General features: G+C 52.3%; 16 protein-coding genes. 11 read left to right on the forward strand and 5 right to left on the reverse strand.

All coding sequences use genetic code 11. From position 1 onward, the window contains the following. Positions 1-378 precede the first annotated feature (378 nt). The 7 genes from ACH6EH_RS05330 (at position 379) to ACH6EH_RS05360 (ending at position 6,031) form a co-directional block, all read left to right on the forward strand. Entirely contained in the window at positions 379-738 is a 360-nt protein-coding gene (locus ACH6EH_RS05330) for a PadR family transcriptional regulator (protein WP_397331426.1), read from the forward strand. Continuing rightward, complete coding sequence (locus ACH6EH_RS05335; RefSeq protein WP_397331427.1) at positions 731-1,417, forward strand: permease prefix domain 1-containing protein; 687 nt, start codon at positions 731-733, stop codon at positions 1,415-1,417. Before ACH6EH_RS05330 ends, ACH6EH_RS05335 begins: the two co-directional genes overlap by 8 nt. After that, a complete protein-coding gene (locus ACH6EH_RS05340; protein ID WP_397331428.1) occupies positions 1,414-1,983 on the forward strand; it encodes a DUF4825 domain-containing protein in 570 nt (189 codons plus the stop codon). Before ACH6EH_RS05335 ends, ACH6EH_RS05340 begins: the two co-directional genes overlap by 4 nt. Positions 1,984-2,130: 147 nt before the next feature. Beyond that, the gene (gene fabV, locus ACH6EH_RS05345) at positions 2,131-3,321 is read left to right on the forward strand and encodes an enoyl-ACP reductase FabV (protein ID WP_397331429.1); all 1,191 of its coding nucleotides are present in this window, start codon (positions 2,131-2,133) and stop codon (positions 3,319-3,321) included. Between the two features lie 98 nt (positions 3,322-3,419). Continuing rightward, positions 3,420-4,373, forward strand: coding sequence for an ROK family protein (locus ACH6EH_RS05350; protein WP_397331430.1), 954 nt, complete (start codon positions 3,420-3,422; stop codon positions 4,371-4,373). Beyond that, a complete protein-coding gene (gene nagA / locus ACH6EH_RS05355) occupies positions 4,370-5,527 on the forward strand; it encodes an N-acetylglucosamine-6-phosphate deacetylase (protein WP_397331431.1) in 1,158 nt (385 codons plus the stop codon). Before ACH6EH_RS05350 ends, nagA begins: the two co-directional genes overlap by 4 nt. Positions 5,528-5,608: 81 nt before the next feature. Continuing rightward, positions 5,609-6,031: a DUF4395 domain-containing protein gene (locus ACH6EH_RS05360; RefSeq protein WP_397331432.1), complete on the forward strand. Its 423-nt coding sequence runs from the start codon at positions 5,609-5,611 to the stop codon at positions 6,029-6,031. Positions 6,032-6,334: 303 nt separating this feature from the next. On the opposite strand, the gene ACH6EH_RS05365 is transcribed toward ACH6EH_RS05360, so the two are convergent. Together ACH6EH_RS05365 and ACH6EH_RS05370 are read right to left on the reverse strand one after the other, a co-directional pair. Next, positions 6,335-6,823: a hypothetical protein gene (locus ACH6EH_RS05365; RefSeq protein WP_397331434.1), complete on the reverse strand. Its 489-nt coding sequence runs from the start codon at positions 6,821-6,823 to the stop codon at positions 6,335-6,337. Between the two features lie 43 nt (positions 6,824-6,866). After that, positions 6,867-7,409 carry a hypothetical protein gene (locus ACH6EH_RS05370; RefSeq protein ID WP_397331435.1) on the reverse strand — a complete coding sequence of 181 codons (543 nt, stop codon included), beginning with the start codon at positions 7,407-7,409 and terminating at the stop codon, positions 6,867-6,869. Between the two features lie 192 nt (positions 7,410-7,601). On the opposite strand from ACH6EH_RS05370, the gene ACH6EH_RS05375 reads away from it, so the two are divergent. Together ACH6EH_RS05375 and ACH6EH_RS05380 are read left to right on the forward strand one after the other, a co-directional pair. Beyond that, on the forward strand, positions 7,602-9,776 hold the full coding sequence (locus ACH6EH_RS05375) for a sensor histidine kinase (RefSeq protein WP_397331436.1): 2,175 nt from the start codon (positions 7,602-7,604) through the stop codon (positions 9,774-9,776). Beyond that, complete coding sequence (locus tag ACH6EH_RS05380; protein ID WP_397331437.1) at positions 9,776-10,474, forward strand: response regulator transcription factor; 699 nt, start codon at positions 9,776-9,778, stop codon at positions 10,472-10,474. The genes ACH6EH_RS05375 and ACH6EH_RS05380 overlap by 1 nt, the downstream gene beginning before the upstream one ends. A gap of 11 nt (positions 10,475-10,485) precedes the next feature. On the opposite strand, the gene ACH6EH_RS05385 is transcribed toward ACH6EH_RS05380, so the two are convergent. The 3 genes from ACH6EH_RS05385 to ACH6EH_RS05395 form a co-directional block, all read right to left on the reverse strand. Continuing rightward, positions 10,486-11,661, reverse strand: coding sequence for a mannitol-1-phosphate 5-dehydrogenase (locus tag ACH6EH_RS05385; protein ID WP_397331438.1), 1,176 nt, complete (start codon positions 11,659-11,661; stop codon positions 10,486-10,488). Positions 11,662-11,709: 48 nt separating this feature from the next. Next, positions 11,710-12,378, reverse strand: a complete 669-nt coding sequence (locus ACH6EH_RS05390) for an HAD family hydrolase (protein ID WP_138226534.1) — start codon at positions 12,376-12,378, stop codon at positions 11,710-11,712. A gap of 310 nt (positions 12,379-12,688) precedes the next feature. Next, positions 12,689-12,895 carry a hypothetical protein gene (locus tag ACH6EH_RS05395; RefSeq protein ID WP_397331439.1) on the reverse strand — a complete coding sequence of 69 codons (207 nt, stop codon included), beginning with the start codon at positions 12,893-12,895 and terminating at the stop codon, positions 12,689-12,691. Positions 12,896-12,907: 12 nt separating this feature from the next. On the opposite strand from ACH6EH_RS05395, the gene ACH6EH_RS05400 reads away from it, so the two are divergent. After that, on the forward strand, positions 12,908-13,681 hold the full coding sequence (locus tag ACH6EH_RS05400; RefSeq protein ID WP_397331440.1) for a hypothetical protein: 774 nt from the start codon (positions 12,908-12,910) through the stop codon (positions 13,679-13,681). Between the two features lie 280 nt (positions 13,682-13,961). Further along, the gene (locus ACH6EH_RS05405) at positions 13,962-17,165 is read left to right on the forward strand and encodes an amidase family protein (RefSeq protein WP_397331441.1); all 3,204 of its coding nucleotides are present in this window, start codon (positions 13,962-13,964) and stop codon (positions 17,163-17,165) included. Positions 17,166-17,174: the final 9 nt, after the last annotated feature.

Below are 17,174 nucleotides of genomic sequence, written 5' to 3' on the forward strand. Positions count from 1 at the left end.
TAGCAGTAAAATAAGCAGCAGTGATCCTGCTGCGTAATGCAATGACTTCTTCATCTATTCTTGTCCTCCACTCCTTAATATAGGTTGGCTTTGAGGCAGCCTCTTGCTGATCGCGCTACAGATGACAGCCATTCAAGCAGTAAACAAGACATGAATTCGCTATTATCATAATCCAGGATTTGGGACGATTCAACTGTTTGCGAGGTTTCGGGATCAACTTTGGTGCCTGAGAGGCAGGGAGCTTGGGTCTTTAGCCTTGATGGATTTGGATCTGGGTCTAGGTTCTAGGTTTCCCTCAATATAGATGACAGTCATATTACTTTGACAGACATAGTTCTGTGTGTTACATTACACTGCGAGAAGAGGAGGTAGGTGTGATTGAGCGTCCCCATACATAACAGTGATCTGATCCGAGGCAGCATTGATATGTTGATCCTGAACCTGCTTTCGGAAAAAGATAACTACGGTTATCAGATTATTAAAGAAATGCTAGTGCGCAGTAATCATCAGTTTGAATTGAAGGAACCGACGTTATATTCCAGCCTGAAGAGACTGGAGAAGCAGTCCTTGATTATCTCCTATTGGGGAGAGGAATCTCAGGGAGGACGGCGCAAGTATTATCGCCTGACCGGAGATGGGGAGAAGAGGCTGAGTCAGAGCCGGGAAGAGTGGGTGGCTGCCAGGGACGTTATTGATTTGTTAATCGGAAAGCCGAAGGGGGAAGCGGATTATGAATAAGTCCAAGGAGCTGGAGCGCTTTGTAGAGCAGCTGTTTGCAGGTCAGCGCAGCACGCCAGCGGTGGAGGAGCTGAAATATGAGATTTTGACCAATCTGGAGGACAAGGTACGTGATTACGTTGAGCAGGGCATGAGTGATGCTGAGGCGATAGCGGCTGCGACACGGGATTTGGACTCTATTGAGCCTTTCCTGGAGGAGGATGGACGTCAGCCTACAAATCTCAGCTCCTTGGCTCGTGATCTGCTGCAGCATGGACTTCTATTGCTGCTGCTGGCATGCATTGTGACCTTGCCGGCCCGGTTAAGCTACTCCGGAAGCATGCTTCACAACGTCCTGCTTCTGCTGGCGGGAATACTTGGGGCGGGGTATGTCGTGTACGCCATTTTGGCGCCGAGAAGGAGCGCAATCATTGTGAACATACCGGTTAAGCTGCTGTCTACTATCAGCCGGTGGACCTGGCTGCTGTGGGGAGCGTGGCTGGCGGTCGTAACAGGCTTCGCCCTGCTGCTGCGGTTTGGCAGTGACCTGTGGTTTGGGCGAGGGCTTTCCTTCAGCGGTCCTTATGAGCTGTATGCACTGGCAATGGAGCTGCTGGCGCCGCTGGCCGCCATCTGCATTCCGCTCCTGGTGGGCAGAGCCCGGCGGCGGGTTTCCTTGTATGAGGTGAGCAGACCATGAGGAGGAAGGATTACTGGATTGCAGCCCTGTTTGTCATCGCCTTAGCAGGTTTTTTTTACATGGAAGGAGAAGTAAAGCCATCCAGGGCGCTTGATGCTGCACGGTATGAGCAGGCTCAGCAGGATCCACTTACGCACAATATTCATGCTGCCTTGCAGCAGCGGGGGCAGTATATGGGGAGCGTCTCCACCCTTACCCGCCTGAATCAGGAGCTGCCTTACCGGGATCTGGAGTATACGTATCAGCTGTATCCGGAGAAATTGACCGCCCAGCTTCACTTCAAGCGTCCCTCTGACGAGGTAGAGCAAGGTTTCTTTCGAAGAATGATCATGTACAATGCTACCGCCAATCTCGGACTGGTCGATAACATGGAGGCGATGGATTTTCATTTCCCGGATGCCGTCTATAGCGTACAGCGAAGCCAGCTCATGTCCTGGTACGGCCTGCATTCACATGCCGAGCTGACGCAGATTGAGGTGTGGAAGGCTGTTGTGCAGGAGCAGGTGCGGCGTCCGGACAGGGTGGATGCTTTTTACGAGCAAGTGGTAGAGATATCCGTTCCATAGAGGCGAAAGGCTGATTGGATTATTTTTGTGCAAAAGGTTTAGCCGGGCCTGAAAAATTGATAGAATGAAATAGACTCGCTTAAGATCAGGTCCTAATTCATGCTGGATCACGAACGACCATTACGAGGTAAAGAGGGGAAATGAAGGATGATCATTAAACCGAGAACGCGCGGTTTTATTTGTACCACGGCACATCCTGCGGGATGTGCGCGTCAGGTCGAGGAGCAGGTGAATTACATTCAGGCCCAGCCGAAATGGGAAGGACCAGCCAATGTGCTGGTGATCGGCGCCTCTACAGGCTACGGGCTGGCTGCGCGGATTACAGCGGCTTTTGGTGCCGGCGCGAGCACAATCGGAGTATACCGTCCGAGCCAGGGAACCGAGAAGCGCACCGCTTCGGCAGGCTGGTACAATTCGGCTGCGTTTGAGGCCATGGCGAAGGAAGCCGGGCTGAAATCGCTCAGTGTAACGGGGGATGCCTTCACGGATGAGACGAAGCAGAAGACGGTACAGGCTATTGCGGAGGAATTGGGCCAGGTCGATCTCGTGGTGTACAGCGTCGCTTCGGCGCGCCGTACGGATCCCGTGACGGGAGAAACGGCGAATTCCGTGCTGAAGCCGATCGGCAAGCCGTTCACGAACAAAACAGTGAATTTCCATACCGGAGAAGTGAGTGAAATTACGCTGGAGCCAGCTAGCGATCAGGAAATTCAGGATACCGTAACGGTGATGGGCGGCAGTGACTGGGAGCTGTGGATCAAGGCGTTGCGTGACGGCGGCGTGCTGGCCGACCATGCCACAACCATCGCCTACTCCTACATCGGATCAGAGATTACCATGGCGGTGTATCGTGACGGCTCAATCGGGCAGGCAAAGGATCATCTGGAGGAAACGGCGCATCGGTTGAACGAGGAGCTGTCCAGCGGCGGCGGCCGTGCCTTTGTATCGGTCAGCAAGGCGCTGGTAACGCAGTCCAGCTCTGCGATCCCGATTGTACCGCTATACGTATCAGCACTGTATAAGGTGATGAAAGAGAAAGGGATTCACGAGAACTGCATTGAGCAGAGCTACCGCTTGTTTGCAGAACGGCTGTACAGCGGCAAAGAGGTGCCGGTCGATGAGAAGGGCCGCATCCGGATTGATGACTGGGAGCTTCGTGACGACGTCCAGCAGGAGGTTGCACAGCTGTGGGAAGCTGTGACCAGCGAGAATGTGGAGGACATTACCGATCTTGCGGGCTACCGCAAGGAGTTCTTCCAGCTGTTCGGCTTTGAAAGTGACGGTGTGGACTATGACGGAGATGCCAATCCTGTGGTGCCTATTGAGAACGTGCGCTAGACAACCATAGAGGATGAGATCACAAAAGCGGGTTTCTTCATGAGAGGCCCGCTTTCTATTTAATCTGGCTTTGGAGCTAAAGGGAGAGGGAATGCGCAATGAAACAGTTAAGCCTTGGACTGGACATTGGCGGTACCAATACCGTCATCGGCTTGTTTAATGAGAGCGATGAGTTAATATCCAAATCAGCGATGAGAACAGAGCATCAGCAGGGAATATCGGATTATGTGAAGCGGCTGAATCAGGAGATTCGGAGCCTGCTGGAGCAGCAGAAGCCGTATACACTTGCCGGCATCGGTGCAGGTGTCCCGGGACATCTGCACGCGGAGACAGGAACCGTGCTGCGGGCGCCAAATCTGGGATGGTATGATGTCAAGCTGGGATCGCTCCTGGAAGAGCACTGGAGAGTGCCGGTGGCCATCGACAATGATGTGCGGATGTACGCCTGGGGAGAATACACCGCGGGTGCAGCGCGCGGCTGCCAGAACTTCATCTGCGTAACGCTCGGTACGGGCCTGGCCGCAGGAGTAGTGATGAACGGTGGGCTGATTCGGGGCGCACACGGCTATGCCGGAGAGATCGGACACGACCCCGTCGAAGGAAACGATTTGCCATGCAAATGCGGGAAGACCGGCTGCCTGGAGACGGTGGCTTCGGCAACCGGGATTGCGCGTCTTGCTGAAGCGGCCATGATCCGGGGGGAGAGAAGCATACTGCAGGATCAGGCAGCTGCCATCTCGGCCAAGGACGTATGTATTGCCGCTGAGCAGGGGGATGCTCTCGCTCTGGAGGTGTTTGAGACCATCGGGTCGGTGCTGGGAAGAAAGCTTGCCACGATGACCTATCTGCTGGACCCAGAGCTCATCGTGGTCGGCGGCGGTGCCGCCAACGCCGGTGAGATGCTGCTGGCTCCTATACGCCGCACGCTGCATAGTCTTTATCCTAAAGCCCATCAGCCGGACGTGGTTCAAGGACAGCTGGGCGATTCGGCCGGGCTGTACGGAGCGGCACTGAGCCTGGCAAGAGTGCGGGGGGAGGGAAACCAGGCATGAAGACGCTATGGAAAAATGCAGATATCATACGGCCAGGCCAAAGGCTGTCCGGGGGACAGCTGCTTATTGACAGCAATGGAGTCATTGAGGCCATCGGAGCCCGGATTGAATGTCCATCGGAGCCGCTGCATGTCCGGGACGGAGAAGGCTTAACGCTTGTGCCGGGCTTTATTGATGTGCATGTTCACGGCGGCGACGGCTGCAATGTCATGGATGCGCGGGAGGAAAGCCTGGAGAGAATGAGCGTCTTTCATGCGGCTCACGGTACGACAGGCTTTCTGGCCACGACGAATACCTCCAGCCAGGAGCACATCGTGTCGGCTCTGTCCTGCGCCGCAGGTGTTATCCAAAAGGGCACGGGCGGTGCTGACATTCTTGGAATTCATCTGGAAGGGCCCTTCATCAGCCTGAAGCGCAAGGGAGCCCAGCTGGCTGACGATGTGCGCAATCCTTCACCGGAGCAGATTGAAGAGCTGCTTCAGGCAGCCGAGAATCGGATCAAGCTTGTCACGCTGGCGCCAGAGCTGGAGGGAGGCATGGACGCCGTGGAGCAGTTCCTGGCTGCAGGAGTTACGGTCTCCGCCGGCCATTCCGACGCTACCTTCAAGCAGATGGAGGCAGCCGTCGCGCTGGGCGTCAATCACACGACGCATCACTTTAACGGGATGAGCCCGCTGCATCACCGGGAACCGGGACTTGCCGGAGCAGGACTGATGCTTCCGCAGCTTACCGTCGAGCTCATTGCGGACGGGTATCATGTTCATCCGGCAGTCGTGAAGATGATGTATGATCTCAAGTCCTCCGACGGCATCTGTGCCATCACAGACGCGGTAACCAGCTGCGGCCTCCCGGACGGGGATTACGGGCATAAGGTGATGAAAGATGGACTAGTCTTTTTAAAAGGGACGGATACATTGGCCGGAAGCTCGCTCACCATGATCCAGGCCGTGCGAAATGTGCTGGCGTTTACCGGCCTTGCACTAGAGGACATCATCTCTTCCTTTACTTCGGTGCCGGCAAGGCAGATCGGCGTCGATGGCTTCAAGGGCTCGCTAGCGCCCGGAAAGGATGCCGATTTCGTGGTGCTGGATGCCGGGCTGAATGTGGTCTCCACCTGGGTCCGGGGAAAAGCGGTGTATGAGGCGGGAATGTAATTTTTCCCATTGTCATTCGTGGCGGTGTTGTCTATAATCAACTTAATTAATTTAATTCCAATCCGGAAAGTTGGTTTATAGATGAAGGAGATTCCCGTTCCATATGTAAGAAGCAATCAGGCAGGGATTGTGCTTATGGTTTCCATCTTTCTCGTTACGCAGTCTGCAACGGTGATTGCCGCTTTGCTGGCGATTCAGGCGGCAGGTCTGATCTTTGGTGTCCGGGGTAATCTGTTTATCCGGCTGACCCGCACGTTTCTGTCCGGGCGGGTTCGCCGCTCCGGAACAGAGGCTGCCGAGCTCCAGCGCTTTAACAATACGATTGCTGTCAGCCTGCTGGGGCTATCCTTACTGAGCCTTCTGTTAGGCTGGACTTGGGCAGGGAACGTGCTGGCCGGCATGACAGGAGCGGCAGCGCTGGCTGCGCTGCTGGGATATTGCATCGGCTGCACCGTCTATTTCCAGTACAAGCAGTTTCGGGCACGCCGGCTTCAGCGGGGATAAGGTTCCGCTGGGCTTATAAGGCAGACGACTCGCTCACCTGCAGCACAGCTCAAAAGGACTGTCCCGCCGGATCACAGATCCAGCAGGACAGCCCTTTTTTACATGCTCTCATGCTCCGGGACACCTCGATAATCTCCGGGGGAGGAAATTACTTCGTGGATGCCGCGGCGTTTCTCAGCTGCTCATTCAGCTTCATTGCATCGACGATACGGCCAAAGCCGCTTCCTTTTTTCACATCTTTCATACCATAAATTGGTGGAACCATTCTGCTCACCTCCCTTCCTGTACGGATATGGTTTCACCTCAATAAAACCTTAAATCATGCAGCAGCCCCTGTAGATCTGCAGCATATACATTTTCTGTGCGCCCACGGCGCTGTGTCACATCAACCAGCCTGGCAAATTTGCGGTATAGTCGGTTTACATATGGATTGTCCGCAGCTGCGAAGAAATACATAGACTTTACTTCCTTGTTATTCTCTAGGATGCACTTGATCAAATCCTGAAGTCCGTAATAGAACACGCTGGTACTGCGATACTTCTCTTCCAAAATGGCCGCATCCACAAACACAGTCCCTTTCTCTTCCTCCGTACGGTACTGTACAAAGCCGATCAGATGCTCCTGAGCATCGTGATAGGTTATAAACTGAAAATCATTCAGCGTCGTTAAGATGTGGAATAGCCCGTCCTGGAGAGAATAGCTTCTGTCAAAATCCCGGGTATGCTTGATATAAAACTGCGTTAAACCTGCATAATCCCGGTCCGTGGAGCAATGCCTTACTATAGCTCTCATCCTTGCCTCGCGCCTCCTTTCTTCTCTTGAAGCGGAAAGTTCACTAGACGGTAAAGCCTTGCTTCCTGTCCCGGAGGATCGCCGTACCCAAAAGATAGTCAAAAATTCCTTCGACCGTAACCCGGTATCCTTCCATATCACCGCTTGGTGCCCCTTCGCCCTTCAATGGGACCGCAAACTTGGAGAACAGTCTCTGGCTCCTGACATCTCCGGGCACCCAGAATTGAATGTCTGTTACCTCTTCCTCCTGATCATGCAGATGCTCCGCCAGAAACCGGAGGCCCTCCACAAACCAGCGGCTGACACGATAGGCTTTATCCAAATAGGCGGCTTGAATCTGGATCATATGACGGTCCTGATAATCGTGCTCCCCGGTTCCGTGAATATAACTGAATGCTCCGCATATCTGATCCTCCTCGTCATAGCACAGCACGGCTGTACCTGCCATGAGAAGGGGACTGGCGAGGTAGCCCAGGGCTGCGGAGAAGCTATATTTTAAATTCAAATCCTCATAGCGGCTTAGCAAAAAGTCGATATAATGGTGCTGGGATCTTTCGGTACAGCAGACCGTGAAATAACCATTCATGATGGACCCCCCTACTATTTTCCTAGCTTTTCATTCTTCATTCCCGGTTGTAGCTTTCCTGTAATCCATAATACCTATGGATGTTTAAGTTTTGTTTAAGTAATGGCAAAAAATGATGCTTTCTGTCAACATCGATGAGAGTCCCTGATATAATATAACTAATTTAGTTTCTGTAACCGGAGGTTACCTGCTATGAGGCTTGTCCAGTTCGAGCGAAAGGACAAACGGCGGCTTTTCATGTACGGCCTCGCTGCTGTAATGTTGGGCGCTATTATCATTCTTGCCGCACAATTAAATCCAAAGTTCAAAGACATCGAAAGCCCGGACACTTTAACGATCATCGCGGCACCGAAGCAGGGCTATGCCGACTTGTCGGCATGGAACCCCGGCAGTCAAGGGACTCTTTTGCTGGATGGGGAATGGGAATTTTATTGGGATCAGCTGCTGGAGCCGGCGGACTTTGCTTCGAATGAGCCTTCCAATCTGGATCCGCTATGGGTTCAGGTGCCAATGCCGTGGACGGAATACATCATGAATGGACAACCTCTGCCTCACGAAGGCTATGCTACATACCGACTGCGAGTGCTGCTGCCCCAAGCCTGGACCGCCCCCCGCCAGACGCTCGGCATTTACCCGAAGAGCATTGCTTCGGCATATGAGATCTGGATTAATGGCTCGCTGAGGGGCGGCAACGGAACGGTGGGAACCGAGCGGGAGGACACCCATCCCAAAAGCTATCCCGATACGATTTATTTCGAACCTGTAACGGGCTGGAATGATATTGTGATTCAGGTTGCGAACTTTCATCAGCGCAACAGCGGAATCTGGCAGGGAATGGAGCTTGGTACCTCGGAGTCGATCTCCAGGCTGCGGACGTCCCGGGTGGCGGCCCAAATTTTTGTGATCGGGATTTTTTTCATGATGTCAATGTATTATTTCTTTGTGTATTTTAACCGGAGAAAAGAGGTTTCTGTGCTCCTGTTTGGCGGTCTCTGTCTATCCGTGGGTATCCGGACCATCGTATTGGGCGAATCCACAGCACTCTACTTTCTGCCGGGACTGTCTTGGGAGTGGGCGGTCAAGGCGGAGTACATCTCGATTTCAATGGTCGCGCTCACGCTTGTTTTCTTCGTGAACCGGGAGTATCCGCAGGAGTCAGTGTCCTGGGCGCCTCGTACAGCGGGGATTGTGCTTGCCGGCTTTATCCTGTTCTTTCTGCTGACCCCTGCCCGGATCTACACCCACTATTTGTCGCTGTTTATTTGGGGGCTGCTGTTTCCGGTTCTGATGTACACGCTGTTTGTTTATATCCTCTCTGCCTTGAGGCGCAGAAGAGGCTCACTCACGACGGCGCTCGGATTTCTGTTCTTTACGCTATTTGCACTCAATGACATGCTGTTTTACACCGGCCTGCTGGCAACCGATGATCTGCTGTCCATCGGTCTGCTAGGCTTTCTGATCACGCAGGCGTTGAATTTATCCGCGCGATTCTCCCGGGCGATTGCGGAGAAGGAGCAGCTGGCCGAACAGCTTTGGCAAAGTAACCGTTCCCTGGAGCGGACGGTGGCAGAGAGGACGTATTCTCTGCAGCAGAGTAATGCCAGTCTTCAAGAGGCCAATCACAAGATGGCAGATTTGGAGAAATTCCGCGTCCGGCTGCTGTCCAACATCTCGCATGAGCTTGGCACTCCGATTACGTCGATCAAGGGCTTTGCCAAGGCGCTGCGGGATGGAATCATAACGGCTGATGCGCCTAAATATGCCAACCGGATTTATGAGCGCTCTATTCTAATGGAGCGGATGATCCATGATCTCATCGAGCTGAGCAAGCTGGAGACAAATCAGATCACGTTCCAGATGGAGGAGCTTGCCCCCGTTGTTTTTTTCAAGGAGCTGTTTCAGAAGTATGAGTGGGAGATCGAAGACAAAGGCATTCAATGCGTTATCCTCGTTCCGGCAGAGCCTGCGCTGCCCTGGGTTCTTTCGGGTGATCCGCTCCGCCTGGAGCAGGTGCTGTCCAATCTGATTTCCAATGCACTCAGGTTTACCGAGCCGGGGGGCTGTATTACACTGCGTCTTGTGCTGGGTGGCATCGAAGGAAACAGGCCTGCGGCGCTGGTGACTGTAGAGGATACCGGGATCGGAATTGAGCCGGAGCTTCATCAGCACATTTTTGAACGGTTCGCCCAGGCGAGACAGCCTTCATCCAAAGCTCAAGGCTCCGGATTGGGGCTGGCGATCTGCAGAGAGATTGTTCATTACCATCATGGAGAAATCAAGGTCAGGAGCGATCCGGGAAAAGGCAGTGCTTTTTGCTTGGAGCTGCCATTGAAGCTTGCACAACAAGGGGAGGTACACAGTAAATAATGAGCTATGTGGAACAGAAGCAGATCCTCATTGTGGAGGATGATGCGGACATATCCGACCTGGTGTCTATTTACTTACGCAATCAGCAATTCAGCACCAGGATCGCATCCACACTTACCGAAGCATCCATTTGGCTGCAATCTTCAAGCTTTCATCTCATCATTTGCGATATTATGCTGCCAGATGGCAATGGGACGGAATGGGTCAGGGAGTGGAAGAGCAGCAGAGACATTCCAGTAATATTTCTAAGCAGCCGTAACGAGACCGAGGATATTGTTGAAGGGCTGGAGCTGAGTGAGGACTATATTACTAAACCGTTTGATCCGGATGTTATGGTAGCGAGAGTGAGGGCAAGATTAAGAAGGCCCGGCATTCCGCAAGGGAATACAGAGCCAACTGAAAAAGTATGGAGTGATGGACGCCTGCAGATTTTCTTCGAACGCTGGGAGGTGCGGCTGCAGGGGGAGGTATTGAATCTGCCGACGAAAGAGCTGCAGCTTCTGCTGCAGCTGGCGGCTCATCCCGGAAGGGTGTTCAGTGTCGAGCAGCTGTTCGATTCCATCTGGGGGCTTGAAAGCGGCAGCGATCACCGAACCGTGATGGTGCATATTCATCATCTTCGCCGCAGAATTGAAGAGAGCGAAGTCCGATACATTGAAACGGTAAGGGGGATCGGCTACCGATTTCTGAAGCGCTGAGCCGCCTGGGCTTACGTTGCGATGATCTCGTCCGCCGTGTGCGATTTCAGCTCCTCGTAGGCAGCAAGCAGCTGCTTGTGCACAGGGTGATCCGGATGGATACCCATATGCTCATGGATCACCTTCGAGACGCCATGCTCTGCAATCCGCTGCTGCAGCGCTACCGCTTCCTTATCGGCAGGGTCATGGAACATCAGGGCTGCTGCAATCGCAGCTTGAAGTCCTGGTGTTTCAATACCGGCATCATAGGCCTGCAGAAGAGGTCGAACGAGACGATCGTTCGGTGAGAGCTTGCGCAGCGGTGAACGTCCGACGCGAGTCACCTTATCACTGAGATGCGGATTGGCGAAACGCGCCAGAATGGCATCTATATATTGCTGATGCTGCTTTGCGTTGAAGCCGTGCTTGGTCGTAATCAGCTGTCCGGTTTCGTTCATCACCTGGCGGACCTGTGACACAAGGTGGGGATCTTTCATGGCCTGGCGGATCGTGGTGAAGCCCTGAAGAGAGCCCAGATACGCGGCGCAGCAATGCCCAGTGTTCACGGTAAACATTTTGCGCTCGATGTAGGGCTCCAGCGAGTCCACATAATGCACGCCCTTGATCTCCTGGAAGCCCTCCAGCAGGGCAGGACGGTGAATAACCCATTCAAAGAAGGGCTCAACCGTTACCTGCAGCGGGTCCTGATGCTTCTGCAGCGGGACAATCCGGTCAACAGCAGCGTTAGGAAAAGAGATACATGTATCGGCTTGCTGGCGTTCCGCTTCACTTAATAGTGGATACACATGCTTCTTCAGCCGGGTGCTTCCGGCGATCGCATTCTCACAGGCGACAATGTGCAGGGGCTGAGACACTTTCTGCTGCAGCCTCAGTGAGATGCCTTGCGCTATGGAACGGGCGATATCCTTCAGGGCATTGACGCCCACAGCGGTTGTAATGATTGCGGCCGAAGCGATCTCGGCAGCAACTTGCTCTTCTTCATGAATGCTAATCGCGGTAACATTGCTGACCAGTGTAGTATCCTGCTCGTCGTTGGCCAGCGTGATCGGGTACTCCTGCCGCTTCTGCAGCAGGGCAATCTGTTTCTGATTTCTGGCGACAAAACAAACCTCATAATCCGAGGCGGACAACATATGGCCGATAAACCCGCGGCCGATATTGCCCGCACCAAAGTGTACGGCTTTCATCTATGAATTCCCCCTTGAATGATCAGATCTGTTGGATGTCAATGTCATTTATACGGTGTTAGCGAGCGGCTTGGTTAGTAAATCGTTGAATTCCAGCTCAGTCAGGCAAGAAAGGCGCTGGTGCGGCATATCAAACTCCAGTGTACCGGTAATCGTGTTCGGGATGACGACACAATGTATGCCGGCCGCTGCTGCTGCTCGGGCTCCATTGGGTGAATCCTCAATAGCCACAGCTTCATCGGCAGTCACACCCAAGCCTTCAAGAGCTTGTGTATACAGCTCAGGATCCGGCTTTACATTAGCGACATCGTCTGCCGTGCGAATCACCTCGAAATAGTCAAGCAAGCCCAGCTGCTCCAGATGCTGCTCTACCCAAGAGCGGGTCGAGCTTGTCGCGAGTCCGATTTTCAGTCCCTGCTCCTTGGCCTGCTCTAAATAATGAAGAATGCCGGGACGTACCTGCTCCTGATTCATCAGGGCAGCATGCTTCAGCTGAATGGCTTCGCGGAAAGCCTCCTTGTCGAGCGGCAGGTTCAGCTCCGTCATTAAATATTCGTAAGGATTAAAGGTCTTAAGGCTGGTGCCGATGCATTGGGAATACATTTCCAATGTCAGCTCCACACCGTGCTTCTGGTAGGCATCGCGGAATGCGCTGTACCACGCTGTCTCCGTATCAATAATCGTTCCGTCAAAGTCAAAAATCATCGCTTTAATCATCCGATAACCCTCCTGTTCAAATTTCGTATCTGTTTGTTCCCTCGTACTCATTTGTCTCTGTTAGATTAGGTGACGTATTCGATGTGAAAAATCATGTAAAAGTGATGAAAACGCTCCGTGCAACTACTAAAACCGTAACATAGGACAAAGAAAAGGGTCAACCGTGTGACAAATCATAACACAAGAAAACAAGCTATATAAAGCGCTTACAATACAAATGGATGAAAACCGCAAACTCCCTAGTACTTCTAAGGATGTAAGCGGTTATATTCTGCCAAATGGAAGTCCTTCTCAAAAAAAATGAAAAAAATTACGCTCTCCCTTGCTTGCCGGCATGAATCGTGCCGGGATGAGGGAATTCGACATGGAGAAGACGGGAAGAGTCATCCTCATTCAATTGGGCCCATTGCAGCGTTGCTACTTCGGCCGCGATGGTGGTACACTGAGTGCCAAAAGCATGAGCTAAAGACAGGGTGTGGTCATCATCTGGAAGCTTCGCCGTTTTTATTCCAATCATTTAAAGAGGAAGATGTTTAACAAAATCGTCGTGCTGTACTCTACTGTAATGATCGTGCTGTTCGGGGTGGCGGCAGTGCTGGTGTATCAGTATCAGACCCAGCGTATTTTACAGGAGCATACGGAGGCCAACCTGAAATCGGCACAAGTGCTCAGCGTGTATCTGACCCGTCAGTACGAAGGCGTCCTTGGTATGTTTCAGCAGATTTACGGAGATGCGACGCTAAGTGATGAATTGATCTATTTCCTGAACAACGAATACGAGAATTATTTAAATTACCGGCTCGATCTCTATTACAAGAACGGCGAGCAGCGGCTCCGTTCCTTTACAACTTTGCTCAAAAATTACCTGGAGCAGGATCATGGTATCCGCGAGGTGTCCATATCCAGCAGCGTGAACCACTTCGTCATGCACTTCAGCCGCACGAATCAGGAGCTTATGAATGAAAACGCTTCCGGTCAATCGCGGATCAGTCATCAGCAGCGTAATCCGCAGGGCTGGAGCTTTAACCGGGAAGAGGATGTCTATGTGTACTCACGGGAGCTTCGGGATCCATGGACATTGAAGCAGGCAGGGGGCATCAGCGTGAAGTTTGACCACCGGCATATTGAGGCATGGCTCGATAGCCAGGCCTCGGTAAAAGGCAGGCTGCTGGTAATGACCTCGCAGGGTGGCGTTTTGTATGATTCGAAAGGCGTGTATGGTGGTCAGTTGTATCCGTACGGGCTGAGCCGAAGCCCCGGGGACGAATGGGTGATGCTGGATGAGCCGTCTAAAGTTATATGAACGCGAAAAACCGAACTCGATGCACCGATTTGGCGTATCATGACCAAACCTAATAAATAACACGATAATAACACAATATGTTATGTTTACTATCTAGCGTACTCTATAAAATTACTAAATCCGCTCCTCGAATCTACTAACCCCTACTAATTCTTTCGAAATCACCCATAACTGATACTTATATGTTACATAATATAACATTGATTTAATAAAATACTTGACGTATGAAAATTTTCGGTGATAGAATCACTTCAAAACCGCTTGAAGGAGTTGGAGCACCATGATTAACATCCGGAATACGTCAGTGTCCGAGAAGAAACAGTCCGCGAAAGATCCGGGAGACCCCAGAAAGAGGAAGAGAAGCAAGAGCAAGAAGCCGGTTTTTGCGGCAACTCTGGCACTCAGTATGCTTTTTGCAGGAGTTGTCCCGTTCAACAGTGTACACGCGTTAACTAAGGTTACATCAACGAGCGGTACAGAGTGGGAGGTTCACGATTCCTACGCACCTAACCTCGACACAGGCAGTATTCGCAGAGCGGTCAATACGCCAATTCAGGGCTTCGGCAATATTTTTGTTCAGGTTTCGACTTCACCGGAGCCTCGGATGAATGGTCAAATGATGAGAGGCTTTGGGCTGGTATATGACGGTGAGGATGAATTTGCAACAACTCAAGCGGTAAATCTGGGGGATGTACATATTACACGTGATATTTTCTTCAACAGTGCAAACAACCGTGTGCGTTATTTTGATACTTTTACGAATACAACAAGCTCTCCGGTAACCGTTGATGTCTCGTTCGGGGGCTCGCTGGGTTATGGAACGGGCGACTACCAAGGCGCGGTAAAAATGACTTCCAGTGGAGATGCTTCCATCCAATCCGACGATGCATGGGCGTTAATTGCAAATTCCAGGTCATCTGATCGACCGATTGGCGTAGTGCTGGGATCCGCCGCTCCGTTTGCAGGAGCACTGCAGGGGACGGGGAATCAGCAGCAGGATCCATTTACGGTTTCTTTAGCCACATACGGCAATGATTCCAACTTCTATGGCTTCATCCACAGCTTGACGATCGAGCCCGGCGAGACTCAGTCGCTTGCACGATTTGTCGTGGCAGGGGAGACGGGAACAGACGGGTTAACTCAAGCTGCGGATTCACTGAATCAACTGGTGATGAATCCGGATCTGACTGAGTTGACCGCTGAAGAGGTATGTACCATCAGTAACTGGGACCTGTCGAGCTTGGACCAGTTTGATGCATCAGCCTGTGCAGCGCCTACACGACTGAACATTCCTGCCGCGCCGGCCTCAGCACCGCTGGTGACAACCTCCAACTACGATGTGTTCAACAAAAGCATTGTTCAAATGCAGCGAGACATGGAACTTGGCGTCACCACCTCGGAGGCTATAACTCGTGCATATCTGGACCGCATTGCGGCTTATGATATGGGTCAGCTCGGCTTCCATTCCTTCCTCCATGTGTCGGAAACGGCAATTCAGCAGGCCATTGAAGCAGATCAGGCTCGCCGTGGGGGTCAGCGGGGAGGACTGCTAGGCATACCGATTGCGGTCAAGGACATTTATGACACGAAGGATATGCCGACTACCGGCGGGTCCAGAGCACTGGAAGGCTGGCAGCCAAGCTCTGATGCCTATCAGGTTCAAAAGCTGAGAGAAGCGGGAGCTGTAATCATTGGTAAGACGAATACATCTGAATTTGCAAATAGTGGCAGCTTTAGTGAAAGCGGCTGGATGCAAACCTGGAATGCACTTTATCCTTCCAAAACCTCATTCGGCTCTAGCGGTGGTTCTGCAGTAGCTGTTGGAGCAGGTTTTGCAGCCGCTGCGATGGGCACACAAACTGGCGTTTCCTTGTACGCGCCTACGGTTGGAGCAAGCCTGACCACATTCCGCGGGACAGATGGAATGGCAAGCGTGAGTGGCGTGATGCCGCTGACCTGGGGACAGGATTATGCAGGCCCGATGGCCCGTACAGTTACAGATCTTGCTTATTTGCTTAATGCTACAACAGGCACGGATCCCTCAGATATACTGACTGTAGAAGCAGATGCCAAAAGACCGGCAGACTGGACTGCAGCCCTGAATATCAATGCCCTTCAAGGGAAACGAATTGGCTATATTCCATCATCGTTTAACTCTTCTTTTGCAGATGATGGCACAGGTCAGGCAATCATGGATCAATTCAAGCATTTGGAAGATGCAGGAGCTATTATGGTTGAAATGGCCACCCCACCTGGAGGAGGACAAAGACCTCCGGGCAATGCAGGTGCAGAAGGCTGGGCAAGGTACCTAGAGCCTCATGCCAACTTCCCTTATGCTTCAGGGGATGAGCTGCTCGCTTCCGAAAAAGTACTGCTGTATAACCAAAGAACCTATCAAGAAAGATCACGAATGACAGAGACTCAAGTACAGGATTATATTGATTACAGAACGAATTACAAAACTATTATCGCAGGCTGGATGGACGAATATGAGGTAGACAGTGTGGTTTACGCCGGTTTTATTAGCGATATGTATAACAATGATGCTCAAACGGCGCAGTTGAGTGCCGACCGAGGAACCGGAGTGCTGACATCCAGTGTCGGTCTGCCGACGGTAGTAGTTCCTGTAGGCACAAGTCCTAATGGATACTCCATCTCCATGCAGCTGGTTGGTAAAGCATGGGATGATGCCAATGTACTCGCTATGGGATATGCGCTGGAGCAGCAAAGCATGGCTCAAAGTGTAACCACGTTTGCCCCTGCTTTGAGCTACGTGCCGCCAACGACAACACCAGGAAATGGCGGAGGTGAAACGCCAACCACGCCACCAGGAAACGGTAGTGGCGGTGAAGCACCAACTACACCGTCACCAACTACACCACCTGCAAATGGAGGCGGTACGGAGACTCCGACAACTCCGGAATTACCAGGAGGAGAACCAGAAGTGCCGGTTACGCCGACACCGGAGCTGAAAACTTTTGCAGACACACAGGGACACTGGGCAAACAGCAGCATTCAGTTCCTGATCCAAAGAGGGCTGATCTCCGGCTATCCGGATGAAACTTTCCGGCCCAACCTCAGCATTACCCGTGCCGAAGCATTAAAAGTGTTGGTTATGGAGCTGGGACTGAATCAGCAAGGGGGCAGCTTCAAAGACGTACCGAGCACTCACTGGGCCGCCGGTTATATCGGTGCAGCTCAGCAAGCTGGCCTGATGACGGGGTATACAGACGGCACATTCCGTCCGAATGATCAATTGAACCGTGCAGAAATGGCGGCGTTGGTAGTTAGAGCCTTCCAGCTTGGCGGTAATAGTTCGACGTCCTTCCCGGACGTTCAAGCCGACTCCTGGTCAGCTGGTTACATTCATGCACTTTCTGCCAACAACATTGTAACAGGCTACACAGACGGCACCTTCCGCCCTGCAAAAGCAATTACTAGAGCCGAATTTGCCACCATGGTCACTAGAGTCTTACAGCGCTAACCTATGTAA

The sequence above is a fragment of the Paenibacillus sp. JSM ZJ436 genome, assembly GCF_044383795.1.
Classification (GTDB): Bacteria; Bacillota; Bacilli; order Paenibacillales; family Paenibacillaceae; genus Paenibacillus_AQ; species Paenibacillus_AQ algicola.